The organism is Roseovarius sp., assembly GCF_965277045.1.
Lineage (GTDB): Bacteria > Pseudomonadota > Alphaproteobacteria > Rhodobacterales > Rhodobacteraceae > Roseovarius.
Genome location: NZ_OZ255712.1, coordinates 2,627,663 through 2,649,324 on the forward strand (window position 1 = coordinate 2,627,663; position 21,662 = coordinate 2,649,324).

General features: G+C 63.0%; 30 protein-coding genes. 4 read left to right on the top strand and 26 right to left on the bottom strand.

What is annotated here, in order from left to right; genetic code table 11:
* Positions 1-2: 2 nt before the first annotated feature.
* The 5 genes from rplE to rpmC all read right to left on the bottom strand — a co-directional run bounded on the left by rplE (position 3) and on the right by rpmC (position 1,765).
* Positions 3-566, bottom strand: a complete 564-nt coding sequence (rplE, locus tag ACQY4V_RS13135) for a 50S ribosomal protein L5 (protein WP_152493548.1) — start codon at positions 564-566, stop codon at positions 3-5.
* The gene (rplX, locus tag ACQY4V_RS13140) at positions 559-870 is read right to left on the bottom strand and encodes a 50S ribosomal protein L24 (protein ID WP_057794992.1); all 312 of its coding nucleotides are present in this window, start codon (positions 868-870) and stop codon (positions 559-561) included. Before rplX ends, rplE begins: the two co-directional genes overlap by 8 nt.
* Position 871: 1 nt before the next feature.
* Positions 872-1,240 carry a 50S ribosomal protein L14 gene (gene rplN, locus ACQY4V_RS13145; protein ID WP_103762146.1) on the bottom strand — a complete coding sequence of 123 codons (369 nt, stop codon included), beginning with the start codon at positions 1,238-1,240 and terminating at the stop codon, positions 872-874.
* An 81-nt stretch (positions 1,241-1,321) separates the two neighbouring features.
* Positions 1,322-1,552, bottom strand: a complete 231-nt coding sequence (gene rpsQ / locus ACQY4V_RS13150; protein ID WP_152493549.1) for a 30S ribosomal protein S17 — start codon at positions 1,550-1,552, stop codon at positions 1,322-1,324.
* A gap of 12 nt (positions 1,553-1,564) precedes the next feature.
* The gene (gene rpmC, locus ACQY4V_RS13155) at positions 1,565-1,765 is read right to left on the bottom strand and encodes a 50S ribosomal protein L29 (protein ID WP_152493550.1); all 201 of its coding nucleotides are present in this window, start codon (positions 1,763-1,765) and stop codon (positions 1,565-1,567) included.
* A gap of 241 nt (positions 1,766-2,006) precedes the next feature.
* On the opposite strand from rpmC, the gene ACQY4V_RS13160 reads away from it, so the two are divergent.
* Together ACQY4V_RS13160 and ACQY4V_RS13165 are read left to right on the top strand one after the other, a co-directional pair.
* Positions 2,007-2,633, top strand: coding sequence for a hypothetical protein (locus ACQY4V_RS13160; RefSeq protein WP_428512364.1), 627 nt, complete (start codon positions 2,007-2,009; stop codon positions 2,631-2,633).
* 306 nt (positions 2,634-2,939) lie between these two features.
* On the top strand, positions 2,940-3,380 hold the full coding sequence (locus ACQY4V_RS13165; RefSeq protein ID WP_428512366.1) for a GFA family protein: 441 nt from the start codon (positions 2,940-2,942) through the stop codon (positions 3,378-3,380).
* A gap of 33 nt (positions 3,381-3,413) precedes the next feature.
* Here ACQY4V_RS13165 and ACQY4V_RS13170 read toward each other — a convergent pair whose 3' ends face one another.
* Entirely contained in the window at positions 3,414-4,034 is a 621-nt protein-coding gene (locus tag ACQY4V_RS13170; RefSeq protein ID WP_428512368.1) for a 2OG-Fe(II) oxygenase family protein, read from the bottom strand.
* An 89-nt stretch (positions 4,035-4,123) separates the two neighbouring features.
* Between ACQY4V_RS13170 and ACQY4V_RS13175 the strand changes: the two genes are divergently transcribed.
* Positions 4,124-4,831, top strand: coding sequence for a hypothetical protein (locus ACQY4V_RS13175; RefSeq protein ID WP_428512370.1), 708 nt, complete (start codon positions 4,124-4,126; stop codon positions 4,829-4,831).
* A gap of 182 nt (positions 4,832-5,013) precedes the next feature.
* Here ACQY4V_RS13175 and rplP read toward each other — a convergent pair whose 3' ends face one another.
* The 15 genes from rplP to ACQY4V_RS13250 form a co-directional block, all read right to left on the bottom strand.
* Positions 5,014-5,427, bottom strand: coding sequence for a 50S ribosomal protein L16 (gene rplP / locus ACQY4V_RS13180; protein ID WP_103762141.1), 414 nt, complete (start codon positions 5,425-5,427; stop codon positions 5,014-5,016).
* Between the two features lie 13 nt (positions 5,428-5,440).
* Positions 5,441-6,151, bottom strand: a complete 711-nt coding sequence (gene rpsC, locus ACQY4V_RS13185; RefSeq protein WP_103762140.1) for a 30S ribosomal protein S3 — start codon at positions 6,149-6,151, stop codon at positions 5,441-5,443.
* On the bottom strand, positions 6,151-6,531 hold the full coding sequence (gene rplV / locus ACQY4V_RS13190) for a 50S ribosomal protein L22 (protein ID WP_152493556.1): 381 nt from the start codon (positions 6,529-6,531) through the stop codon (positions 6,151-6,153). The genes rpsC and rplV overlap by 1 nt, the downstream gene beginning before the upstream one ends.
* A 3-nt stretch (positions 6,532-6,534) precedes the next feature.
* The gene (gene rpsS / locus ACQY4V_RS13195; RefSeq protein WP_057794973.1) at positions 6,535-6,813 is read right to left on the bottom strand and encodes a 30S ribosomal protein S19; all 279 of its coding nucleotides are present in this window, start codon (positions 6,811-6,813) and stop codon (positions 6,535-6,537) included.
* Positions 6,814-6,816: 3 nt separating this feature from the next.
* Complete coding sequence (gene rplB, locus ACQY4V_RS13200) at positions 6,817-7,659, bottom strand: 50S ribosomal protein L2 (protein ID WP_103762138.1); 843 nt, start codon at positions 7,657-7,659, stop codon at positions 6,817-6,819.
* 274 nt (positions 7,660-7,933) lie between these two features.
* Positions 7,934-8,140, bottom strand: a complete 207-nt coding sequence (locus ACQY4V_RS13205) for a cold-shock protein (RefSeq protein ID WP_428512374.1) — start codon at positions 8,138-8,140, stop codon at positions 7,934-7,936.
* A gap of 284 nt (positions 8,141-8,424) precedes the next feature.
* Complete coding sequence (locus tag ACQY4V_RS13210; RefSeq protein WP_222452590.1) at positions 8,425-8,721, bottom strand: 50S ribosomal protein L23; 297 nt, start codon at positions 8,719-8,721, stop codon at positions 8,425-8,427.
* Positions 8,718-9,335 (bottom strand): 50S ribosomal protein L4, encoded by a 618-nt coding sequence (rplD, locus tag ACQY4V_RS13215; protein ID WP_103762136.1) that lies wholly within the window; start codon positions 9,333-9,335, stop codon positions 8,718-8,720. The genes ACQY4V_RS13210 and rplD overlap by 4 nt, the downstream gene beginning before the upstream one ends.
* Positions 9,332-10,198 carry a 50S ribosomal protein L3 gene (gene rplC / locus ACQY4V_RS13220; RefSeq protein ID WP_428512377.1) on the bottom strand — a complete coding sequence of 289 codons (867 nt, stop codon included), beginning with the start codon at positions 10,196-10,198 and terminating at the stop codon, positions 9,332-9,334. The genes rplD and rplC overlap by 4 nt, the downstream gene beginning before the upstream one ends.
* Before the next feature lie 12 nt (positions 10,199-10,210).
* Positions 10,211-10,525, bottom strand: a complete 315-nt coding sequence (rpsJ, locus tag ACQY4V_RS13225) for a 30S ribosomal protein S10 (protein WP_103762134.1) — start codon at positions 10,523-10,525, stop codon at positions 10,211-10,213.
* A gap of 155 nt (positions 10,526-10,680) precedes the next feature.
* Positions 10,681-11,856, bottom strand: a complete 1,176-nt coding sequence (gene tuf / locus ACQY4V_RS13230) for an elongation factor Tu (protein WP_428512379.1) — start codon at positions 11,854-11,856, stop codon at positions 10,681-10,683.
* Between the two features lie 84 nt (positions 11,857-11,940).
* Entirely contained in the window at positions 11,941-14,064 is a 2,124-nt protein-coding gene (gene fusA, locus ACQY4V_RS13235; protein ID WP_428512381.1) for an elongation factor G, read from the bottom strand.
* Between the two features lie 21 nt (positions 14,065-14,085).
* Positions 14,086-14,556: a 30S ribosomal protein S7 gene (rpsG, locus tag ACQY4V_RS13240; protein WP_057796812.1), complete on the bottom strand. Its 471-nt coding sequence runs from the start codon at positions 14,554-14,556 to the stop codon at positions 14,086-14,088.
* A gap of 12 nt (positions 14,557-14,568) precedes the next feature.
* Complete coding sequence (gene rpsL, locus ACQY4V_RS13245; RefSeq protein WP_103762132.1) at positions 14,569-14,940, bottom strand: 30S ribosomal protein S12; 372 nt, start codon at positions 14,938-14,940, stop codon at positions 14,569-14,571.
* Positions 14,941-15,247: 307 nt separating this feature from the next.
* The gene (locus ACQY4V_RS13250) at positions 15,248-15,697 is read right to left on the bottom strand and encodes a DUF7684 family protein (protein WP_428512384.1); all 450 of its coding nucleotides are present in this window, start codon (positions 15,695-15,697) and stop codon (positions 15,248-15,250) included.
* An 83-nt stretch (positions 15,698-15,780) separates the two neighbouring features.
* Here ACQY4V_RS13250 and ACQY4V_RS13255 point away from each other — a divergent pair, with 83 nt between their 5' ends.
* Positions 15,781-16,608 carry a glycosyltransferase gene (locus tag ACQY4V_RS13255; protein ID WP_428512386.1) on the top strand — a complete coding sequence of 276 codons (828 nt, stop codon included), beginning with the start codon at positions 15,781-15,783 and terminating at the stop codon, positions 16,606-16,608.
* On the opposite strand, the gene ACQY4V_RS13260 is transcribed toward ACQY4V_RS13255, so the two are convergent.
* The 5 genes from ACQY4V_RS13260 to ACQY4V_RS13280 form a co-directional block, all read right to left on the bottom strand.
* Positions 16,541-17,443, bottom strand: coding sequence for a DMT family transporter (locus ACQY4V_RS13260; RefSeq protein ID WP_428512388.1), 903 nt, complete (start codon positions 17,441-17,443; stop codon positions 16,541-16,543). The two genes, ACQY4V_RS13255 and ACQY4V_RS13260, sit on opposite strands and share 68 nt — an antisense overlap.
* A 47-nt stretch (positions 17,444-17,490) precedes the next feature.
* Positions 17,491-17,760 (bottom strand): hypothetical protein, encoded by a 270-nt coding sequence (locus ACQY4V_RS13265; RefSeq protein WP_428512390.1) that lies wholly within the window; start codon positions 17,758-17,760, stop codon positions 17,491-17,493.
* A gap of 156 nt (positions 17,761-17,916) precedes the next feature.
* Positions 17,917-18,708 (bottom strand): inositol monophosphatase family protein, encoded by a 792-nt coding sequence (locus ACQY4V_RS13270; protein ID WP_428512392.1) that lies wholly within the window; start codon positions 18,706-18,708, stop codon positions 17,917-17,919.
* Positions 18,695-20,038: a TldD/PmbA family protein gene (locus ACQY4V_RS13275; RefSeq protein ID WP_428512394.1), complete on the bottom strand. Its 1,344-nt coding sequence runs from the start codon at positions 20,036-20,038 to the stop codon at positions 18,695-18,697. The genes ACQY4V_RS13270 and ACQY4V_RS13275 overlap by 14 nt, the downstream gene beginning before the upstream one ends.
* Positions 20,039-20,137: 99 nt before the next feature.
* Positions 20,138-21,661: a DUF2125 domain-containing protein gene (locus tag ACQY4V_RS13280; protein ID WP_428512396.1), complete on the bottom strand. Its 1,524-nt coding sequence runs from the start codon at positions 21,659-21,661 to the stop codon at positions 20,138-20,140.
* Position 21,662 lies beyond the last annotated feature (1 nt).

A 21,662-nucleotide genomic window follows, 5' to 3' on the forward strand; every position in this document is an offset into this window, starting at 1 on the left:
GATTAGCTGGTGAAAGGCATGTTGAAATGCTTCAACAGCGCCTTGGCTTCAGCGTCGGTCGGCGCCGTGGTTGCGATGATGACGTCGATCCCCCAGACTTCGTCGACCTTGTCGAAGTTGATTTCGGGGAAAACGATGTGCTCCTTGATGCCCATGGCATAGTTGCCGCGGCCATCGAACGACTTGCCCGACACACCGCGGAAGTCGCGGATCCGCGGCATGGCCACGGTGATCAGACGGTCGAGGAATTCGTACATGCGGTTGCCACGCAGGGTCACCTTGGCGCCCAGCGGCATGCCTTCACGAACACGGAAGCCGGCGATAGAGTTCTTGGCCGACGTGATCACGGCATGCTGGCCGGCGATGGTGGACAGGTCTTCCTGGGCCGACTTGGCCTTTTTGGAATCCTTCACCGCCTCGGCACCGCAGCCGATGTTCAGGACGATCTTGTCCAGGCGCGGGATCTGCATGTCGTTGGTATAGCCGAACTCTTCCTTCAGCGCAGCCTTGATCGTGTCACGGAACTGTTGGCGCAGACGCGGGGTGTAATTTTCAGTATCAAGCATCGATCACGTCCCCCGTGGTCTTGGCGTAACGCACCTTCTTGTCGCCTTCCATCTTGAAGCCGACGCGGGTGGGTTTGCCGTTGGCATCGACAAAGGCCAGGTTGCTGATGTCGATCGGCAGCGCCTTGGGCAGGCGTCCGCCCTGGCTTTGCTGGCTCTGGCGGGTGTGGCGGATGGCCATGTTCACACCGTCGACCACGGCCTTGCCGGCCTTGGGATCAACGGACGTGATCGTGCCTTCCTTGCCCTTGTCCTTGCCGGACAGGACGACGACCTTGTCGCCTTTTTTCAGTTTAGCGGCCATGTCACAGCACCTCCGGGGCGAGCGAGATGATCTTCATGAAGTTCTTCGCGCGAAGTTCACGAACCACCGGTCCGAAGATACGCGTGCCCACCGGCTCACCTGCGTTGTTCAGGATCACGGCGGCGTTGCGGTCAAAGCGGATGGCGGTGCCGTCTTCACGGCGGATCTCTTTGGCGGTGCGCACGACGACGGCCTTGCGGACGTCACCTTTCTTCACGCGGCCGCGCGGGATGGCTTCCTTCACCGAGACGACGATGATGTCGCCCACGGACGCATATTTGCGCTTGGAACCACCCAGGACCTTGATGCACTGCACCCGGCGTGCGCCGGAGTTGTCAGCAACATCCAGATTGGTCTGCATCTGGATCATTAGGTTTCTCCCGACCTAAGGGGTCAGCCTTTCCGGCGTTTTGGCCCCATGGTTTCGATCAAACCGAAAGGTATCGGATGCTTACGCCTCCAAAACCTCCCAGCGTTTCGTTTTCGATTTCGGCGCGCATTCGATGATGCGAACTTGGTCGCCGACCTTGAAAGCGTTCTTTTCATCGTGAGCCCGGTATTTCTTGGACTTACGAATGGTCTTCTGCAGCACCGGGTGCTTGAAGCGACGCTCGACCGAAACGGTGACGGTCTGGGCGTTTGCGTCGGAGGTCACGACGCCTTGCAGGATACGCTTGGGCATTCGAGGCTCTCCTTATTCAGCAGCCGAGGCGGCTTTTTCGTTCAGCACGGTCTTGATCCGCGCTACATCGCGACGGACCGAACGGATCCGCGCAGGGTTTTCCAGCGACCCGGTCGCTGCCTGAAAGCGCAGGTTGAACTGCTCTTTCTTCAGGTTGGACAGTTCCTCGCGAAGCTGGTCCGGCGTCTTGTCACGCAATTCGGTGGCGTTCATGGCCATCTTCCCTTCTCAAAACACCGGCCGGCCCCTGCTCGATGGCTCAGGGTCACACGGTTTCCCCGGTGGATGAATGTCAAAAACGAATCCCCGCGAAACGCGGGGACCCCTTGGATTGGGGCCGTATAAGGGAGGTGCGGGGTCAGGGCAAGTCATAATTCTCGAAGTCATTGGCCTTCCGTCATCCGATCTCTAAGAATGGCTAACAGGCACACATTTCAAGCGACGGCGTCAGACTATGGCAAAGAACATTGTTGAGGAGTTTCAGAAGAGGCTGGAAGGTAAGACACTTCGCGAAGCTTCCGACGAAGAAATGCTAGCCTTTGTCATGACACAAAGGTCATTCAACTATGAGAAACTTACCCATCTTCTCGAGTCATCTGAAGACTGGAGCGCGATCATTGTCGCTCACATCCATGCGGACCATGTAGTACGTTGTCTTTTGGATCAGATGCTACGCAATTTGGACGAGACCAAGGCGGAAAGGGGACGCATTTCGTTCTTGGATAAACTTGCATTCTGCTTTGGATTGGGGGCTGTCTCGCCTGCTAGCTTCTCAAGCCTTAAGCGATTGAATGCAGAAAGAAATAAGTTTGCGCATCGCCTGAATTTTGTAGTTTCAGATGAACTTAAGGGTGACCTTCTCGCGCACTCTATACGAGAGTACTCCACCCGTTTGGAAGAAAGGAAAGAGTTTAAGGAGGCGGACAATGGAGAAATCGACTTCAAGACATTACTGCTTCTAATGGTAATTTTTCTGGAAGAGGAAAGGCTAGCGCACTCGTTGCAAGTATTGAAGAGCGCGCGCGGCGAAGCGGATTTGAAAGATGCTTTAGCAGAAGCTTCAAGAGTTTTGAACTCTTGATCTAAAGCCATCCTGCTCCACGCTACGGTAAAGCGCTGCTTCGCGATCCATCAGCAGGATTGCCGCGTTACTCGGACTACGTTGTTCAAAAAAAGCGTTGAAAGCACGCATATCAACGCAATGTTCGCCTTTTTGATTGACGCCACGCCCTGAAACTAGAGCCTCGGCTCAAGACCTCCTCAAAGAACGACGGGTCTAGTCCCTCGTCGCGCCACCAAGGTCTATCTTGCCAGACCCCGCCCTTCCCGCATGAGATAGGCACCGGGTGCAATCAATCAGCACCCGACAAAAGAGGAGGAGAAAACCATGTCCAGCCCGTATTCCGGAGGCTGCGATCACGTCAAGGTGACCGCCAGCGCCGAACCCATCGACAACCACGAATGCCATTGCAACGTCTGCAAGTCCGTCACCGGCCAGCACACGACGCACGTGGCCTTCTTCAACCACGACGATCTCAAGGCCGAGGGCGGCGAGATGAAACGCCAGCCCTTCAACGCCGACAACCCCGACGGCCCGCTCGAACTCTGCACCTGCGCCGATTGCGGCGCCGCGCTGATGCTGGACGACAAGCAGAAACGTATCCGCGTGGCCGTGCCCAACGTCATGGGCTACAACGACGCCGCCTTCCCCGACGCGACGTACCATGCGTTCTGGGACGAAAGCAAAGGCTACGCCAAGCCCGATGACGGTCGCCCCGTCTACGAAGGCCTGCGCCCCGACTTCACCTGGCCGCAGCCTGCCGCCTGATGGCGCTGGCCCTGCCGCGCCGTCGGCGGGGCCTCACCCCCAGGCGTAGTTGAAACTGACGCTGATCCGTTCGTCCTCGGACAGGTTCATCGGCACCTCGTGCCGCAGCCAGCTTTCCCACAGCAGCACATCGCCTACCGCGGGCTTGGCATATATGAACGTCCGCAACTCTTCGCGCGCATCCTTCTTCCGCCCCGGCGCGGCCATCATCCGGGCCGAGCGCGGGTCTTCCAGCTTCAGCGCGCTGGCGCCATCCGGCATCGCCACGTAGGTCGTGCCGGAAATCACTGAATGCGGATGCAGATGCGATGAATGCGTGCCGCCTTCGGGCAGGATGTTGATCCAGATATCCTCCAGCTTCAGCTCCCGCCCGTCCAGGTCGAACTCCAGGTCTTCGGCAAAGGCCGCCACATGCGCATCCAGCGATTTCACGAGGTCCGCGAAAATCGGAAAGCGCCACGGCAGGTCGGTCAGCGAGGCATAGGAGGTATAGCCCGGATACCCGTTCTCCTCGCACCACTCCTGCCCCGCCTCGTCATCCTCGGCGATGGCATAGCACGACGCCTCCATTTCGGCCGGATCGATGGCGGGGCCGTGCTCCGACAGGGCGGCACGGTAAAGGCGGGTCACGAAGAGGGATTTGATATCAGCCATGCCCCGCGTCTTACCGCGCGATGGGCCGAAGGCAAGGAAATCTTCATGCCTGTGGCCCATAACGCCCCCAGCACCGGAAGGGGGCAAGCATGATCCGAACCATCGCGGCGTCCGGCCTCTGCGTCGGCCTTGGCCTTGCTGGCCCCGTTGCGGCGGACCCGGCCACCGGCAGCCTGTTCGCCGCGCGTCAGCCGCTTTTCTCGATCCAGTCGGGAACCCGTGACGCCGTATCCTCCGCCAGCCTCTTTGTGGACAGGGCCGAGGGCGGTCTCTTCGCCGCCCTGCCCGGCCGCCTCGATGCGCCCCTGCGCCACGGCGGCACCAAGGCCGCGCGCCTGCGCGACCTCATTGCGCGGGCCGAGGCCGGGCGCGCGGGCTATGACGCCGTCCAGCATGGCGCGCGGGTGAAACCACCCCGCCGCCCCACTGACATGACCCTTCAGGACATCTACGACTGGATCGAGGCCACCCCCGGCCAGCCCCATGCTATCGGCCGTTACCAGTTCATCCCACCGACGCTGCGCCACTCCGCCGCGCGCCTAGACCTGCCCGCCAGCACCCGGTTCAGCCCCGCGGTGCAGGACCGGCTGGCCGACCTGCTGCTGGGCGACGCCGGGCTGATGAAGGTCAAGGCGGGCGAGATGAGCGTGGACACGTTCATGCTGAACCTCGCCAGGATCTGGGCCGGCCTGCCAATCCCGTCTGGACGCAGCTACTACGACGGGGTCGCGGGCAACAAGGCGACGATGACGTATGAGGCTTATGCAAGCCAGGTGCGCGGAATACTGGGCGGCTGACATCGCACCGCTCCACCCGTCCCGGGCCTGACCCGGGACCTCCCGTAGGGTGGGTGAAAACCCACGCGCATCCGGGCAAAGGAAAACCCCCGCCGATTTCTCGACGGGGGTTCTCTATTCTTTACCGGGGTGCGGCCGCAATTGACTGCGTCAAACGCTTTCCCGCACTCGTGAGGATTGGATTACCAGTCCTCACGCACCACAACGCGGGTCTTGACCGGCAGTTTCATCGCCGCTAGGCGCAGGGCCTCCATGGCAACCGCCTCGCCGACGCCGTCGATCTCGAACATCACGCGGCCGGGCTTGACCTTGCAGGCCCAGAAATCGACCGAGCCTTTACCTTTACCCATCCGAACTTCGACGGGCTTGGAGGTCACGGGCGTGTCCGGGAAGATCCGGATCCAGACGCGGCCCTGACGCTTCATGTGACGCGTCATGGCACGACGTGCCGCTTCGATCTGACGGGCGGTCACGCGCTCGGGCGTGGTCGCTTTCAGGCCGTAAGTGCCGAAGTTCAGATCAGAGCCGCCCTTGGCCTCGCCCTTGATCCGGCCTTTGAACATCTTGCGGAATTTAGTGCGCTTTGGTTGAAGCATTTCTCATCCCTCCTCAGCGGCGGCCGCCACCAGCACCACGAGGTGCCGGGCCGTCCTGAAGTTCCTGCGCCTTGCGATCCCGGGCTGCCGGATCATGTTCCATGATCTCGCCCTTGAAGATCCAGACCTTGATGCCGATGATCCCGTAGGGCGTGCTGGCCTCGATATTGGCGTAATCGATGTCGGCACGCAGCGTGTGCAGCGGAACCCGGCCCTCGCGGTACCATTCGGTCCGTGCGATCTCGGCACCGCCCAGGCGGCCCGCGACGTTGACCCGGATGCCCAGGGCCCCCATGCGCATGGCGTTCTGCACGGCACGTTTCATCGCGCGACGGAACGACACACGACGCTCAAGCTGCTGGGCGATGCTCTCACCCACCAGGGCCGCGTCCAGTTCCGGCTTGCGGACCTCGACGATGTTGAGGTGCAGTTCGCTGTCGGTCATCGCCGCCAGCTTCTTGCGCAGGGTCTCGATATCGGCGCCTTTCTTGCCGATGATCACGCCGGGGCGCGCTGTGTGCACCGTGACGCGGCACTTCTTGTGCGGACGCTCGATGATCACGCGGCTGATGCCGGCCTGCTTGCACTCTTTCTTGATGAAATCACGGATCGCGATGTCTTCCAGCAGAAGATCACCGTAATCCTTCGTGTCGGCGTACCAGCGGCTGTCCCAGGTGCGGTTCACCTGCAGGCGCATGCCGATCGGATTGACTTTGTTACCCATTAGGCTTGCTCCTCGACTTCACGCACCTTGATGGTGATCTCCGAAAACGGCTTCATGATCCGGCCAAACCGGCCACGGGCGCGCGGACGGCCGCGTTTCATCACGAGGTTCTTGCCCACATAGGCCTCTGCCACGATCAGGTCGTCGACATCGAGGTTGTGGTTGTTCTCGGCGTTGGCCACGGCGGACTGAAGGCATTTCTTCACGTCCTGTGCGATCCGCTTCTTCGAGAAGGTCAGATCGTTCAGCGCCTTGTCCACCTTCTTGCCACGGATCAGCGCGGCCACCAGGTTGAGTTTCTGCGGGCTGGTGCGAAGCATGCGCAGTTTTGCCATCGCTTCGTTGTCAGCCACGCGGCGGGGGTTCTTTTCCTTGCCCATGACTTACTTCCGCTTCGCTTTTTTGTCGGCGGCGTGCCCGTAATAAGTACGGGTCGGCGCGTATTCACCGAATTTCTGACCGATCATATCTTCCGACACGTTGACGGGGATATGCTTGTGACCATTGTACACGCCAAACGTCAGGCCCACGAACTGGGGCAGGATCGTCGAACGGCGCGACCAGATCTTGATGACTTCGTTGCGCCCCGACTCGCGCGATGCTTCGGCTTTTTTCAGCACGTAGGCATCGACGAAGGGGCCTTTCCATACAGAGCGGCTCATGTGTTAACGGCCCTTCTTCCTGGCGTGACGCGAGCGGATGATCAGCTTCTGCGACGCCTTGTTCTTGTTACGGGTGCGCGCACCCTTCGTCGGCTTGCCCCAGGGCGTCACCGGGTGACGACCACCCGAGGTCCGGCCCTCGCCACCACCATGGGGGTGGTCGATCGGGTTCATGACCACGCCGCGCACGGACGGGCGGATGCCCTTGTGGCGCATGCGGCCGGCCTTGCCGTAGTTCTGGTTGCTGTTGTCGGGGTTCGACACGGCACCGACGGTCGCCATGCACTCCTGACGCACCATGCGCAACTCGCCCGAGCTCAGACGGATCTGGGCATAGCCACCGTCGCGGCCCACAAACTGGGCATAGGTGCCGGCGGCACGCGCGATCTGGCCGCCCTTGCCGGGCTTCAGCTCGATGTTGTGAACGATCGTGCCGATCGGCATACCCTGGAACGGCATCGCGTTGCCAGGCTTGATGTCGGCCTTCGGCGAGGCGACGACGCTGTCCCCTACGGCCAGGCGCTGCGGCGCCAGGATGTAGGCTTGCTCGCCATCTTCGTATTTGATCAGCGCGATAAAGGCCGTCCGGTTCGGGTCGTATTCGATCCGCTCGACGGTTGCGGCCACGTCGATCTTGTTGCGTTTGAAATCAACGATCCGGTAAAGGCGTTTGGCGCCACCCCCGCGACGACGCGAGGTAATCCGCCCGGTGTTGTTCCGGCCGCCCGATTTCGTCAGACCCTCGGTGAGGGCTTTGACGGGACGTCCTTTCCACAGCTCCGAACGGTCGATCAGCACCAGCCCGCGCTGGCCCGGCGTCGTCGGCTTGTACGACTTGAGTGCCATGCTTTCTGTCTTCCGTTTAGCAAACGGCGAACCAACGGCTCGCCTATGTAGGGTGGGTTTCAAACCCACCATGGTTATAGGCCCCCTTAGGTGCCCGGTTCAGGTGTTCTTGCGAACAACGGCAAAGCCCCGGACGAATCCGGGGCCTTGCGGATGGGGTCGTTTACGAAAGACCACCCTTGCGGTCAAGCCTTTCTCCCAAAGAAAAACCCCGGCCACACCTGCGCCCGGGGTCGAACTCTCTCAAAGGCAGGCGGCGATGCCGCCCGGTGCCTTATGCCAGCGCGATATTGATGGCGCTTTCGCGTCCATCACGACCGGATTCCAGGTCATAGGTGACCTTCTGATCGTCGGCCAGGCCGGTAAGGCCCGAACGCTCGACGGCCGAGATGTGTACGAATACGTCCTTGCCACCCGATTCCGGTGCGATAAAGCCGTAGCCTTTGGTGGTGTTGAACCATTTCACGGTGCCGTTGGCCATTTCCGTGTCTCCTTTAGATGTTGCTGCCCGCAGTATGCGGCAGCTTGGCGGCGTCATGACAAGATCGAAAGCCAGTCGCCGTGAAGGAGAAAGGGTCGATAGGTAGTAACGTGCACCGCCCATATGGGCGTTCAGATGATTCCCGTCAATGAAAATTAGCGGAGGCTCGCTCCCAGACGTTGATTTCGGGCGACAAAATGCCGGCTCGCGCCACAAGAAAAACCCCCGCCGATCTCTCGACGGGGGCCATCATATTGTAGGGTGGGGTTTCACCCCACCATGGCTCAGAGGCCGGTCGTCACGTCGATCGTGTTGCCCTCTTCGAGCGTCACGTAGGCTTTCTTGACGTCCTTGCGACGGCCCATGATGCCACGGAACCGCTTCTGCTTGCCCTTGGTGATGGACGTGTTGACCGCTTTCACCTTCACACCGAAGAGCGCCTCGACGGCCTCCTTGATCTGGGGTTTCGCGGCGTCCATGGCCACCTCGAAGACAACGGCGTTCGCTTCCGACGCCATCGTGGCCTTCTCGGTGATCACCGGCTTGCGGATCACATCGTAATGTTCGGGTTTCGCGCTCATTTCAACCGAGCCTCCAGTGCTTCGACACCCGCCTTGGTCAGCACGAGCGTGTCGCGCTTGAGGATGTCGTATACGTTCGCGCCCATGCTGGGCAGCACGTCCAGACCGTCGATGTTGGCCGCGGCGCGGGCAAAGCCCTCGTTCACCTCGGCGCCGTCGATGATCAGCGCGCGCTTCCAGCCCAGGTCCTTGACCTGCTTGGCCAGTTCCTTGGTCTTGGCGGCACCTTCGGCGGCCTCGATGACCACCAGCTCACCCGCCTTGGCCTTGGCCGACAGCGCGTGTTTCAGGCCCAGCTGGCGCACCTTCTTGGGCAGGTCATGCGCATGGCTGCGCGGAACCGGGCCCTTGTAGATACCACCCTTGCGGAAGATCGGCGCGTTGCGGTCACCGTGGCGTGCGCCGCCGGTGCCCTTCTGGCGATAGATCTTCTTGGTCGAGTAGCTGGTCTCGGACCGGGTCTTGACCTTGTGGGTGCCCTGCTGCGCCTTGTTGCGCTGCCAGCGGACGACACGGTGCAGGATGTCGGCACGCGGATCGAGATCGAAGATCTCGCCCGAGAGCTCGACCGAACCGGCCTTGCCGCCGTCGAGTTTGATCACGTCGAGTTTCATTCCTCACCGTCCTTCTTCTCTTCGCCGGCATCATCGGACTTGTCAGCCTCGATATCGGCTTCGGCCTCTTTCAGCGCGGCTGCTTCCTGGGCGGCCTGCTCTTCGGCCAGACGCTGTGCTTCGGCCTCGGCCTCGGCGGCTGCGGCGGCTGCGGCTTCTTCCGCGGCCTTCTCTGCTTCGGCGGCGGCCGATTTCAGAGCGGCGGGCAGAATGGCACTTTCAGGGAACGGCTTCTTGACCGCGTCCTTGATCGTCACCCATCCACCCTTGGAGCCGGGAACCGCGCCCTTGACCATGATCAGGCCACGGTCGGCGTCGGTTTTCACCACTTGCAGGTTCTGCGTCGTCACGCGGGCAGCGCCCATGTGACCGGCCATCTTCTTGCCCCTGAACACCTTGCCGGGGTCCTGACACTGGCCGGTGGAGCCGTGCGAGCGGTGGCTGATCGACACACCGTGGCTGGCCCGCAGACCGCCGAAGTTGTGCCGCTTCATCGCACCGGCAAAGCCCTTACCGATCGAGGTGCCGGAAACGTCCACGAACTGACCTTCGAAATAGTGGTTCGCGGTGATTTCCTCGCCCACGTCGATCATGTTCTCGGGCGCCACGCGGAATTCCGCGACCTTGCGCTTGGGTTCCACCTTGGCGACGGCGAAATGGCCACGCATGGCTTTCGACGTGCGTTTCGCCTTGGCGGTCCCTGCGCCCAGCTGAACAGCGGCATAGCCGTGCTCTTCGGGCGTGCGTTGGGCGACGACCTGCAGTTTGTCCAGTTGAAGAACGGTCACAGGGATCTGCTTGCCGTCTTCCATGAAAAGCCGGGTCATGCCGACTTTCTTTGCGATTACACCAGAGCGCAACATGTCCTGCCCTCCTTAAACCGAGATCTGCACGTCCACGCCGGCAGCCAGGTCGAGCTTCATCAGCGCGTCGACGGTCTGGGGCGTGGGATCAACGATGTCCAAGAGACGCTTGTGCGTCCGGATCTCGAACTGATCGCGCGATTTCTTGTTCACGTGGGGGCCACGCAGAACGGTGAACTTTTCGATCTTGTTCGGCAGCGGGATGGGCCCGCGCACGTCTGCGCCGGTCCGCTTCGCGGTGTTCACGATCTCCTGCGTGCTGGCGTCCAGCACGCGGTAGTCGAACGCCTTCAGGCGGATACGGATGTTTTGGCTAGCTACGGCCATTTTTATTATCCCTAACAGGGTTCCAGCGGAGAGGAAGAGAAGCGGAATTGCCGCCCTTCATCGCGCCCAAAGTGGGGCCGGGTGCCGACCGCAGTCAGCACCCGGAAATTCTGGATCACCCCGGACCGCGGCCCGGGATGACGCGCCGCGTCAGATCACTCGAGGATCTTGGACACCACGCCGGCGCCGACGGTGCGGCCGCCTTCGCGGATGGCGAAGCGCAGGCCGTCTTCCATCGCGATCGGCGCGATCAGCTCGACCTCGAACTTCAGGTTGTCGCCCGGCATCACCATCTCGGTGCCCGACGGCAGCGTCACCGTGCCCGTCACGTCCGTCGTGCGGAAGTAGAACTGCGGACGGTAGTTGGCGAAGAACGGCGTGTGACGGCCACCCTCTTCCTTCGTCAGGATGTACGCCTCGGCCTCGAACTTGGTGTGCGGGTTCACCGAGCCGGGCTTGCACAGCACCTGGCCGCGCTCCACACCGTCACGCTCGATCCCGCGCAGCAGAAGACCCACGTTGTCGCCGGCCTCGCCCTGGTCCAGAAGCTTGCGGAACATCTCGACGCCCGTGCAGGTCGTCTTCTTGTTCTTGTTCAGGCCCACGATCTCCATCTCTTCGCCGACCTTGATCAGGCCACGCTCGATCCGGCCGGTGGCAACCGTGCCGCGGCCCGAGATCGAGAACACGTCCTCGACCGGCATCAGGAACGGCTGGTCCACGGCGCGCTCGGGCGTCGGGATGTACTCGTCCACAGCCGCCATCAGCTCGCGGATCTTGTTCTCGCCGATCTCCGGGTCACGCCCTTCCATCGCCGCAAGCGCCGAGCCCGCGATGATCGGAATGTCGTCGCCGGGGAACTCGTACGAGCTCAGAAGCTCGCGCACTTCCATTTCCACCAGTTCCAGCAGTTCCTCGTCGTCGACCTGGTCGACCTTGTTGAGGAACACCACCAGCGCGGGCACGCCCACCTGGCGCGCCAGCAGGATGTGCTCGCGGGTCTGCGGCATCGGGCCGTCGGCGGCGTTCACCACCAGGATCGCGCCGTCCATCTGCGCCGCACCCGTGATCATGTTCTTGACGTAGTCGGCGTGGCCGGGGCAGTCGACGTGGGCATAGTGCCGCGCATCGGTCTCGTATTCCACGTGCGCGGTCGAGATCGTGATCCCGCGCGCTTTCTCTTCCGGCGCACCGTCGATCTGGTCATACGCGCGGAAGTCACCGAAATACTTCGTGATCGCCGCCGTCAGCGTCGTCTTGCCGTGGTCAACGTGACCAACGGTCCCGATGTTCACGTGCGGTTTCGAACGGTCAAACTTTTCCTTTGCCATGATGGCCTCCTGTTCTTTTGCGGATGGTGGGTTTTTACCCACCCTACGGTGATGGGTAGGGCGGGGTTCACCCCGCCACCCGGGTTATGCGTATTTCGCCTGGATCTCTTCCGAGATGTTCGACGGAACGGGTTCGTAATGCGAGAACTGCATGGTGAACTGGGCGCGGCCCGACGACATCGAACGCAGCGTGTTGATGTAGCCGAACATGTTGGCCAGCGGAACGTTCGCGGCGATCGCGATGGCGTTGCCGCGCGGCTCCTGGCCCGACACCTGCCCGCGACGCGAGGTCAGGTCGCCGATCACGTTGCCGGTATATTCCTCCGGCGAGATCACTTCGACCTTCATGACGGGTTCCAGCAGCTTGGCGCCGGCCTTGCGCAGACCTTCGCGCATGCCCATCCGTGCCGCGATCTCGAACGCCATCACGGACGAGTCCACGTCGTGGAACTTGCCGTCGATCAGCGCGACCTTGAAGTCGATCACCGGGAAGCCGGCCAGCGGACCGCTGTCCATGACGCTCTCGATGCCCTTTTCGACGCCCGGAATGTATTCCTTCGGCACGGCACCACCGACGATGCGGCTCTCGAACGAATAGCCTTCGCCCGGCTCGGTCGGCGAGATGATCAGCTTTACTTCGGCGAACTGACCCGACCCACCCGACTGTTTCTTGTGGGTGTAGGTATGCTCGATCTCGTGGCTGATGGTCTCACGATAGGCCACCTGCGGCGCACCGATGTTGGCTTCGACCTTGAACTCGCGCTTCAGGCGGTCGACCAGAATGTCGAGGTGAAGTTCGCCCATGCCCTTCATGATGGTCTGACCGCTCTCGATGTCGGTCTCGACGCGGAAGGACGGGTCCTCGGCGGCCAGACGGGCCAGACCCTGGCTCATCTTCTCCTGGTCGTTCTTGGTCTTCGGCTCCACCGCGATCTCGATCACCGGATCGGGGAAGGTCATGGTTTCCAGAACCACCTGCTCTTTCGGGTCGCACAGCGTGTCACCCGTGGTGGTGTCCTTCAGACCGGCCAGCGCGATGATGTCGCCGGCAAATGCCTCTTCGATCTCTTCGCGGTTGTTCGAGTGCATCATCATCATGCGGCCGATGCGCTCTTTCTTGCCCTTGGTCGAGTTCTGGACGGTGTCGCCCTTGTTCAGCACGCCCGAGTAGATGCGCGTGAAGGTCAGCGAGCCGACGAACGGGTCGTTCATGATCTTGAACGCCAGGCCCGAGAACGGCATGGAATCGTCCGCGCGGCGGGCGATGTTGCGGGTCTCGGTCTCGTCATCGGGGGCAAAGCCCATGTAATCCACAACGTCGAGCGGGCTCGGCAGGTAGTCGACCACCGCGTTCAGCAGCGGCTGCACACCCTTGTTCTTGAACGCGGAACCGCCCAGAACCGGCACGAAGCTCAGCGACAGCGTACCCTTGCGGATCAGTTTCCGCAGGGTCGGCACGTCGGGCTCGTTGCCTTCCAGGTATTCCATCATCGCGTCGTCGTCCATTTCGACGGCGTTCTCGATCAGCTTGGCGCGCCAGTCGTCGGCCAGTTGCTTGAGGTCGTCGCGAATGGGCTGACGGGTCCAGGACGCGCCCAGATCCTCGCCTTTCCAGGTCCACTCTTCCATGGTCACCAGGTCGATGATACCTTCCAGCTCGTTCTCGGCACCGATCGGCATGGCAATCGGAACGGCCTTGGCGCCGGTCCGGGCCTCGATCATCTCGACGCAGTTGAAGAAGTCGGCACCGATCTTGTCCATCTTGTTGACGAACACGATGCGCGGCACCTTGTAGCGGTCGGCCTGGCGCCAGACAGTCTCGGTCTGGGGCTCGACGCCCGCGTTGGCGTCCAGAACGCAGATGGCGCCGTCAAGCACGGCCAGCGAACGCTCGACTTCGATGGTGAAGTCGACGTGGCCGGGCGTGTCGATGATGTTCATGCGGAACTTGGTGTCGTCGGTCCCCTCTTTCGTCGGGTCTTCCTGCCACTGCCAGAAGGTGGTGGTGGCCGCCGACGTGATGGTGATGCCGCGTTCCTGCTCCTGCTCCATCCAGTCCATCGTGGCCGCACCATCGTGCACCTCACCGATGTTGTGGGACTTGCCGGTGTAAAACAGGATCCGTTCCGAGCAGGTGGTCTTGCCTGCGTCGATATGGGCCATGATGCCGAAGTTGCGGTAGCGTTCGAGCGGATAATCGCGTGCCATGATGCAAATGCCTCTAGGGTTTTACCAGCGGTAATGGCTGAAGGCTTTGTTCGCCTCGGCCATCTTGTGGGTGTCTTCACGTTTCTTGACGGCGGTCCCGCGCGAGTTCACGGCATCCAGAAGCTCGCCTGCCAGGCGCTCTTCCATCGTGTTCTCGTTGCGGCCACGGCAGGCGGTGATCAGCCAGCGGATCGCCAGAGCCTCGCGGCGCTCGGGGCGAACCTCGACCGGAACCTGGTAGGTGGCACCACCGACACGGCGCGAGCGGACCTCGACCGACGGTTTGATGTTGTCCAGCGCTTCGTGGAAGATCTCCACGGGGGCGCGCTTGACCTTGTCTTCGACGCGATCCAGCGCGTTGTAGACGATTTTCTCCGCGACCGACTTCTTGCCGTCGATCATCAGGTTGTTCATGAACTTGGTCAGAACCCGGTCGCCATACTTGGCGTCGGGCAGGATTTCACGTTTTTCAGCGGCGTGACGACGAGACATCTGAAATTCCTCTTACTTGGGACGCTTGGCGCCGTATTTCGAACGACGCTGCTTGCGGTCCTTGACGCCTTGGGTATCAAGCACACCGCGCAGGATGTGGTAACGCACACCGGGAAGGTCTTTCACACGGCCGCCACGGATCAGGACCACCGAGTGTTCCTGCAGGTTGTGGCTTTCGCCGGGGATATAGCTGATGACCTCGAAGCCATTGGTCAGGCGCACCTTGGCAACCTTCCGCATGGCCGAGTTCGGCTTCTTGGGCGTGGTGGTGTAGACGCGCGTGCAAACGCCGCGCTTCTGCGGGCACCCTTGCAGGTGCATCGACTTCTGGCTTCTTGTTTTCGGCTGCCGCGGCTTGCGGATCAGCTGTTGGATCGTTGGCATAGGGTCTCTTTCCCGTCTTTCAACACATGTGTTTGCACCGGGTCACCCCCGCGCGGTTTCAGTTCTTTCCGCACATCACGCGTCCGCAATGCGCAAATACCGCAATCGTTTCCATTCCGAGGTAAACGACGCGGCGGGTTCCCAGAGGATCGGGGCACTCAAACGGCCCGGATCTTGTCCACTAGAATTTTGAGTTCGACACACGGGGCGACCCCCGACGTCGAGATGAGCGGCGTATAGGGGGAGTCGGGACGCCTGTCAACAGCCCCGCGGATATACGTTGAGCACCGCCAAGCGCCGGGTTTCCTCAGCGCTCGTCCGCGGCATAGAGAGCGCGAATTTCCGGCTCGCGCGGGGCGGCGGAAAAATCGAGGATCATGCAGCGATCGAGTGCGACATCGTCGTAGGACTGCGTGGCATGCCACTTGGCAAAGTGCAACACCTCGCGCAATGTCTCGTCGCTATGCCATGTCGTCATCACGAAATGCTCGGGAAGGACGTCGTCGTACCCGAATTGCTCCAGGCTGGCCATGTCCACGCTGTCGTCCCAAAGGCTGCAATCCAGCCCCCAGGCAAGCATGTACCGACAACCCGTCGCCACCAGGTCCTTGCTGACCTGCCACCGCGCCTCCGCAGAAACCTGCCGCTCGATCAGCACCACGCATTTGTAGGGCGGATCAATCCGGGGCAGCGCGACAGGCGCGGTCGGGTCTACGAAATGATAGCGCACCATGTTTCCTCTCGCGTCCGGTCCCATCAGCACCTCTCTTTCTTTGGCCTTGTTCGCGCCATGCTCATTTGTAATTCTCGCGCTGATTTTGGTCCAAAGGTACCCGCCCCATGCGCGCAATCGGTATATGCCGCTTTTCCTACCCCGCGCTTGGCGGCTTCAAGCGAATGCACGACACGGTGGAGGAACGCGAGGCCTATCTCTATGCCCCCGAGCGCATGGAATTGCGCTTCCGGCATTTCGAAACGCTCACCCTGCCCTCCATCGCCGCACAGAAGGACAAGCGCTTCACCTTCATCGTCCTCACCGGCGAGCGGATGCCGAAGCCTTTCTGGGACCGGCTCAACGACATCTGCGCCCCGGTCGAGGCCATCAAGATCGTCACCGCCGAACCGATGAAGCACCGCACCGCCATGCAACTGGCCATCCAGCACGAGCTTGCGCAAGGCGACGACGATATGTCGCTCCAGTTCCGGCTCGACGATGACGACGCCGTCGGCATCAACTTCATCCGCGGCATCCGCCGCACCGCGCGGCTGGCCGGCAAACTCAGCGCCGGGTGGCGCAACATGGTGATCGAGTATTCCCGCGGCTACTCCGTCAAGCTGACGCCCGATGGCATCCTGGCGCAGGAAATCCAGGGACAGTTCCTGGCCTGCGGTCTGGCTGTGCTCTTCCGCCCCGGCGACCCCAGGACAGTGATGAACTACGGCCATCACAAGCTGCATCACACCATGCCGACCCTGATCGAACCCGAGACCCACATGTACCTGCGCGCCCTGCACGACGACAACGACAGCTATGCGCGCACCACCACCAAGGGCCTCGCACCCCTCACCGACGACCAGCGCGCCTTCTTCAAGGAGCGTTTCAATGTCGACGAGGCGGCTGTGCAAGCGGCCTTTTCCGCCCCAGTTGCGACTCCCGGTAAAGGGTGAACAGACCGCTGCCGACCACGATCGCAGCACCCAGCAATGTCAGCGTCGCGGGCCACTCGCCAAACACCACGAAGCCCAGCAGCATCGCCCACAGCAGGCCGGTATAGCGGAACGGGGCCACGAAACTGATCTCGCCCACCCGCATCACCATGATGGAAAAGAGATACCCGCCGATGATGAGCAGCGAGGCGGTCCCCACCAGTCCGGCCTCTAGTACGCCCATCGGCGCCCAGTCCACGCCGAGGCTCAAGAGCCCGAAGATCGTCATCGTCGCGACCGATGTCAGCAACGTCACGAACATTGACGGCGTGTCCTTCGACAACCGCCGCGTCGACAGGTCCCGCACCGTGACACAGCCCACCGCCAAAAGCGCGTAAACCGCATAGAAGTTGAAGTCGTCGGTCCCGGGCCGCACGATCATCAGCACGCCGGCAAAGCCCACAAGGATCGCCACCATCCGCCGCCAGCCCACCGGCTCGCGCAGAAACAGCGCCGCGGCCAGCGTGATCGTCAGCGGCAGCGCCTGCAATATGGCCGTCACGTTGGCCAGCGGCATGTTGAAGAGCGCCGTCAGAAAGAAATAGGCCGCACCCACCTCGGCCGCCGTGCGCAGCGCCATCAGCCCCCAGTCCCGGCGCGGCATGCGGGCGCGCAACGCGCCCATGCGCCACGCGATTGCAGCCACCAGCACGGTTGTGATCAACCCCCGCAGCAGCAGCAACTGGAACAGCGGCACGTCCCCCGCCATCGCCTTCATCGCGGTGTCGTTGAACGTGAAGCACGCCATCGACGCCATCATCAGCAGGGCGCCGGTCAGGTTGTCGGAACGGGTCATGCCCCGGCTCTAGACCGGCGCCGCACCCGGTACAAGCGACAAGCGCGTCAGCCCGCCAGCATCAGGATCATCGCCAGGTTCGGCAGAACCGCCACAAAGGTGACAAGCGTGTATGTCGCGAAGGTCACGACCTTGCCCAACCGGGTCTCTTTCCGCGTGGCCCCTTCAAGGCTGTAGGCCATTGCCATCACCGCGTACCCGCTGGCCTCCCGCCTGCGCCGCTCCGTCTGCAACTCTGCCATGCTGCGCTCGAAGATCTCCCTCTGCCGCAGATATTCCGCACTGCGCGCGTCCTGTTCTATCGTCTGTCCGTCCATATCCCGTCTCCCTTCTGGAAACGGTTATCTAGGCGGGGCTGCGCGCGCTTCTACCGCCACGGATAAGACGCGCCAATCTGTCGCTGAGACCGGTTTTCATCGTTCCGAAAGTACTCGAACAAAACCAATCCTGCGCGGCGCAGCCGCACAATCGGATCAGATCGCCGCCCCGGGCGCCAGCGCCTCCAGCAGCGCGCCATGCACCGCCGGGTTGGCGGCCAGAACACCGTCCAGCTTCGGCATCGGGTTGTTGAACCGCAGCGGCCGTCCTTCGCGGTCCGACGTCACCGCGCCGGCCTCCCGCAGGATCAAATCGCCCGCGGCGATGTCCCACTCCCACGCGCCGCGCAGGGTCATCATCGCGTCGAACCGTCCTTCGGCCACCAGCGCCAGCCGATAGGCCAGCGACGGGCGGAACCCGCGATCCATCTCGGGCGGCTGGCCGGCCCGCCAGTGCCGCGCGTCGAAATTCGGTTTCGCCGCCAACATGCTGCTGCCGTCCAGTTCTGCCGCATCGCTCACCTTCAGGCGTTCGCCGTTGAGCGTCGCCCCCTGCCCGGCGCCGGCGGCATACATCATGTCGCGCATCGGCAGGTAGACCACGCCCGCCAAGACCTCGCCCCGCTCGACCACAGCCAGGGCATGCGCCCAGGTCCGCGTGCCTTCGATGAAACTACGCGTGCCGTCGATGGGGTCGACGATGAAGACCCGCTCGCGCGACAGCCGCTCGGGTGTGTCGGCGCTTTCCTCCGACAGCCAGCCATAGTCGGGCCGCGCGCCGCGCAGATGCTCGAACAGCACCTCGTTCACCGCCAGGTCGGCCTCGGTCACCGGCCCGGCGCCGCCCGGCTTGTCCCAGACCCGCGCCTCGGGCCCGGTATAGCGACAGGCCACCTCGCCCGCCGCCCGCGCCGCCGCGATCAGAAGATCCAGCTCAGTTGCCGGCAAGGGTCAGTCCTTCGACCAGCAGCGACGGCACGACGCGCGATTTCCAGGGCCGCGCGTCATTGGCCGGGATGATCCCGCGCAGCATATCCGGCAGGCTGCCCGCGATGGTGCATTCGTTCACCGGAAAGGCGATCTCGCCGTTCTCGATCCAGAACCCCGACGCCCCGCGCGAATAATCGCCGGTGTTGGGATTGATCGTCGAACCGATCATCGATGTGACCAGCAGGCCCGTGCCCATCTCGGCCATCAGGTCCTCGCGGCTCTTGTCGCCCTGCGTCAGCGCCACGTTCGTCGACAGCGGCGACGGCACCGAGGACGGCGCCCGCCTTGCATGCCCCGTGGACGGCAGTCCCAGCTTGCGCCCCGTGGAGAGGTCCAGGATCCACGACGTCAGCACACCGTTCTCGACCAGGGCACGCTTTGCCACCGGCAGGCCCTCGGCATCGAAAGGCTGCGATCCAAGCGCGCGCGGGCGCAGCGGGTCGTCGATCAGCGACAGCGCCTCGGGAAGCACGGGCTCGCCCATCCGGTTCATCAGCCACGACGCGCCCCGCGACACCGACCCGCCATTGATCGCAGACAGAAGGTGCCCGATCAGCGTCGACGCCACACGCTCGTCGAACAGCACGGGATAAGAGCCGGTATAAGGCTTCTTTGCGTCCAGCATCGAAGCGGCGCGTTCCCCCGCCCGCGTCCCGATCTCCTCGGGCGTCCGCAGGTCGGCGGCGAACACGCGCGTGTCCGCGTCATAGTCGCGCTGCATCCCCGTGCCCTGCCCGGCAATGGCCACCGCGCTCAGGCTGCGGGCGCTGCTGGTGAACCCGCCGGAAAAACCGTTGGTGGCCGCCATGTGCATCCGCTCCACCTCGTGATCGGCCGCGGCCTGCACCTGGCTCACACCCTCGACGCCCATCGCCGCCGACTCCAGCGCAAGGGCTGCCTCCTGCATGTCGGGCGCCGCGGGTTCGGGCCCCGGATCGTGCAGCTCCAGCGCCGCCACATCCCAGTCCCGCGCCAGTTGCTCGGGCGCAGCAAGCCCGGCATAGGCGTCTTCGGGCGCTTCGCGGGCCATCGCCACCGCGCGTTCCGCCAACATCGCGAGCGTTTCTTCCCGCGTGTCCGACGCGCCCACACAGGCCTGCCGCTGACCGATGAGAACCCGCAGCCCAACCTCGATACTTTCAGACCGCTCCGCCTGTTCCAGCGTGCCCGCCCGGACATTGATGCTCTGTGCGCGCGTTTCCACCGCCACGGCATCCGCCGCCTCGGCCCCGGCCTTGCGGGCGGCAGAGAGCAGCGCTTCGGTCAGGGTCTGGGGGTCGAGAGGCATGAAGTTCTCCTGGTCAGGCATCGCAAGGCGCGGCGTCGGGGGATCGGCTCGGGTTCGATGTACTGCGACGCCGGAACAGGCGCAAGGCAAGCCCCCCGCTCAGCGCATCCGCTGCCCGTTCACCAGAACCTGGCCGTCGGCGGTGATCTCGACCTCCGAACGGGCGGTTTCGTCCTGCCCCTCGACGGGGCGCGTGAACATCCCCAGCATCATCCGCGCCGACATCGCATCCTCGGTCGTCAGAACCTTTGCCGACACCAACCTGTCAAGCAGCGCCTGCGCTCCGGTCACGTCGAAGACGGCACGGCCCTCTGTCGCCGGAAACCCGTCCAGCGTCTCGTAATCCATGTGATCGAAGCGGAACACGCCGCTGCCCGTCACCTCCGCCTCCGGCAACCGCAGCCCCAGCGCCCTAAGATCGAGCGTTTCGACAAAAAACGGCAGAGCGCCGCCGAACGCGGCACTCATCGCGTCCAAGTCGAACAGGGTTTCCACCAGGATCACCTCACCGCCCAGGTCGACCGCCACATCGGCGGCCTGGCGCGGAAAATCCTCGGCCATGAAGAACTGCGCCCAGCTCTCTTCGGACATGGCCAGCCCGTCCAGTTCGAACCGCAGCGCGAAGTCCTGCGGAGCGACGTCCCGCAATACCGGCAGGACCAGGTCCAGCAGCACCCGCGACGCCTCGATATCGAAATTCACACCAAGCGTTTCGTCCGTCAGCTGCATCGCCGTCTGCTGCGCACCGGAAACGATACGCAACCCCTCCTGATCCAGCGCGAAGTCGCCCTTGATCTCGCTCCAGTCGGTCTGGCTGGTGGCAATCAGCGCGCCGTTCAGCCAATCCTTGTCGCTGTCGATCCCGCGCTCGGCAGACATTGTATGCCGAAACGCCATGCCATCCGCCGCCTGCTCGGACAGGCTCTGCAGGACCGGACCTTCCGGCGGCAGGCGCAGTTCGGTCACGGTCTCCACCGCATGCCGGTCCAGCGCGCCGACCAGGCCCTCGGCGGTGGTCTCGTCTCCATAACCGTATTCGACCAGAACCCGCTCGGCCTCGCCCCGGCGCGTGAAGTCCAGCCAGCCATCCCTGATATCGCTCTTCTGCGTGATATCGAATCCCGATTGCAGATAGCGGTACGCGGCGGGATAGGGCGTTCCGAACAGACCGAACTCGGTCAGGGCGATCTCGAAGCTTTGCCCCCGCCAGCGCGTTTCGATGCCGGCCTCCGTCTCGCGCATCAGCACGGTGACATCCTCCATCCGCCACGCGAACGCGCCGGAGGAGGTGAACCCTGCCGCGCCGTCCTCGGCGGTGGACATGCTGAACGGCATCGCCTCCGACACGGGCAACCGAACGTCGATCTCCGGACCGTCCGGCACGAAACGCGGGCCGGGCAGTTGCAGGTTCACATCCAGCGCCGTGCCCGGAACCCGCAGGGTCAGGAAGATCGGCCCGACCGCCAGCGCCGCGCCGTCCCGCTTCGTCTCGGCCTGCCACTTAAGCCCCAGCGCCTCGAACTGCGTGGTCCAGACCTCCCAGGCCGCCTCGACGGTCAGGTCCGCCAGCGCAACCTGCGGCGCCGAAAGCGCCACGGCCAGCAGTATCGGGCGCAGGGCCATC

What these genes read in the sequence shown, in the direction of transcription:
- rplX (WP_057794992.1), bottom strand. Translation starts at nt 870, where the DNA reads ATGGCCGCTAAACTGAAAAAAGGCGACAAGGTCGTCGTCCTGTCCGGC.
- ACQY4V_RS13160 (WP_428512364.1), top strand. Translation starts at nt 2,007, where the DNA reads ATGGCAAAGAACATTGTTGAGGAGTTTCAGAAGAGGCTGGAAGGTAAG.
- ACQY4V_RS13255 (WP_428512386.1), top strand. Translation starts at nt 15,781, where the DNA reads ATGCGCGCAATCGGTATATGCCGCTTTTCCTACCCCGCGCTTGGCGGC.
- rplB (WP_103762138.1), bottom strand. Translation starts at nt 7,659, where the DNA reads ATGGCACTCAAGTCGTACAAGCCGACGACGCCGGGCCAGCGCGGGCTG.
- ACQY4V_RS13205 (WP_428512374.1), bottom strand. Translation starts at nt 8,140, where the DNA reads ATGGCCAACGGCACCGTGAAATGGTTCAACACCACCAAAGGCTACGGC.
- rplE (WP_152493548.1), bottom strand. Translation starts at nt 566, where the DNA reads ATGCTTGATACTGAAAATTACACCCCGCGTCTGCGCCAACAGTTCCGT.
- ACQY4V_RS13250 (WP_428512384.1), bottom strand. Translation starts at nt 15,697, where the DNA reads ATGGGACCGGACGCGAGAGGAAACATGGTGCGCTATCATTTCGTAGAC.
- rpmC (WP_152493550.1), bottom strand. Translation starts at nt 1,765, where the DNA reads ATGAACGCCACCGAATTGCGTGACAAGACGCCGGACCAGCTTCGCGAG.
- ACQY4V_RS13170 (WP_428512368.1), bottom strand. Translation starts at nt 4,034, where the DNA reads ATGGCTGATATCAAATCCCTCTTCGTGACCCGCCTTTACCGTGCCGCC.
- ACQY4V_RS13210 (WP_222452590.1), bottom strand. Translation starts at nt 8,721, where the DNA reads ATGAGCGCGAAACCCGAACATTACGATGTGATCCGCAAGCCGGTGATC.
- rpsS (WP_057794973.1), bottom strand. Translation starts at nt 6,813, where the DNA reads ATGAGCCGCTCTGTATGGAAAGGCCCCTTCGTCGATGCCTACGTGCTG.
- ACQY4V_RS13175 (WP_428512370.1), top strand. Translation starts at nt 4,124, where the DNA reads ATGATCCGAACCATCGCGGCGTCCGGCCTCTGCGTCGGCCTTGGCCTT.
- tuf (WP_428512379.1), bottom strand. Translation starts at nt 11,856, where the DNA reads ATGGCAAAGGAAAAGTTTGACCGTTCGAAACCGCACGTGAACATCGGG.
- ACQY4V_RS13165 (WP_428512366.1), top strand. Translation starts at nt 2,940, where the DNA reads ATGTCCAGCCCGTATTCCGGAGGCTGCGATCACGTCAAGGTGACCGCC.
- rpsG (WP_057796812.1), bottom strand. Translation starts at nt 14,556, where the DNA reads ATGTCTCGTCGTCACGCCGCTGAAAAACGTGAAATCCTGCCCGACGCC.
- ACQY4V_RS13265 (WP_428512390.1), bottom strand. Translation starts at nt 17,760, where the DNA reads ATGGACGGACAGACGATAGAACAGGACGCGCGCAGTGCGGAATATCTG.
- rpsC (WP_103762140.1), bottom strand. Translation starts at nt 6,151, where the DNA reads ATGGGTAACAAAGTCAATCCGATCGGCATGCGCCTGCAGGTGAACCGC.
- rplD (WP_103762136.1), bottom strand. Translation starts at nt 9,335, where the DNA reads ATGAAACTCGACGTGATCAAACTCGACGGCGGCAAGGCCGGTTCGGTC.
- ACQY4V_RS13275 (WP_428512394.1), bottom strand. Translation starts at nt 20,038, where the DNA reads ATGCCTCTCGACCCCCAGACCCTGACCGAAGCGCTGCTCTCTGCCGCC.
- rpsL (WP_103762132.1), bottom strand. Translation starts at nt 14,940, where the DNA reads ATGCCAACGATCCAACAGCTGATCCGCAAGCCGCGGCAGCCGAAAACA.
- ACQY4V_RS13280 (WP_428512396.1), bottom strand. Translation starts at nt 21,661, where the DNA reads ATGGCCCTGCGCCCGATACTGCTGGCCGTGGCGCTTTCGGCGCCGCAG.
- rplV (WP_152493556.1), bottom strand. Translation starts at nt 6,531, where the DNA reads ATGGGCAAGGAAAAGAACCCCCGCCGCGTGGCTGACAACGAAGCGATG.
- rplN (WP_103762146.1), bottom strand. Translation starts at nt 1,240, where the DNA reads ATGATCCAGATGCAGACCAATCTGGATGTTGCTGACAACTCCGGCGCA.
- rpsJ (WP_103762134.1), bottom strand. Translation starts at nt 10,525, where the DNA reads ATGGCCGTAGCTAGCCAAAACATCCGTATCCGCCTGAAGGCGTTCGAC.
- rplP (WP_103762141.1), bottom strand. Translation starts at nt 5,427, where the DNA reads ATGCTTCAACCAAAGCGCACTAAATTCCGCAAGATGTTCAAAGGCCGG.
- rpsQ (WP_152493549.1), bottom strand. Translation starts at nt 1,552, where the DNA reads ATGCCCAAGCGTATCCTGCAAGGCGTCGTGACCTCCGACGCAAACGCC.
- rplC (WP_428512377.1), bottom strand. Translation starts at nt 10,198, where the DNA reads ATGTTGCGCTCTGGTGTAATCGCAAAGAAAGTCGGCATGACCCGGCTT.
- fusA (WP_428512381.1), bottom strand. Translation starts at nt 14,064, where the DNA reads ATGGCACGCGATTATCCGCTCGAACGCTACCGCAACTTCGGCATCATG.
- ACQY4V_RS13260 (WP_428512388.1), bottom strand. Translation starts at nt 17,443, where the DNA reads ATGACCCGTTCCGACAACCTGACCGGCGCCCTGCTGATGATGGCGTCG.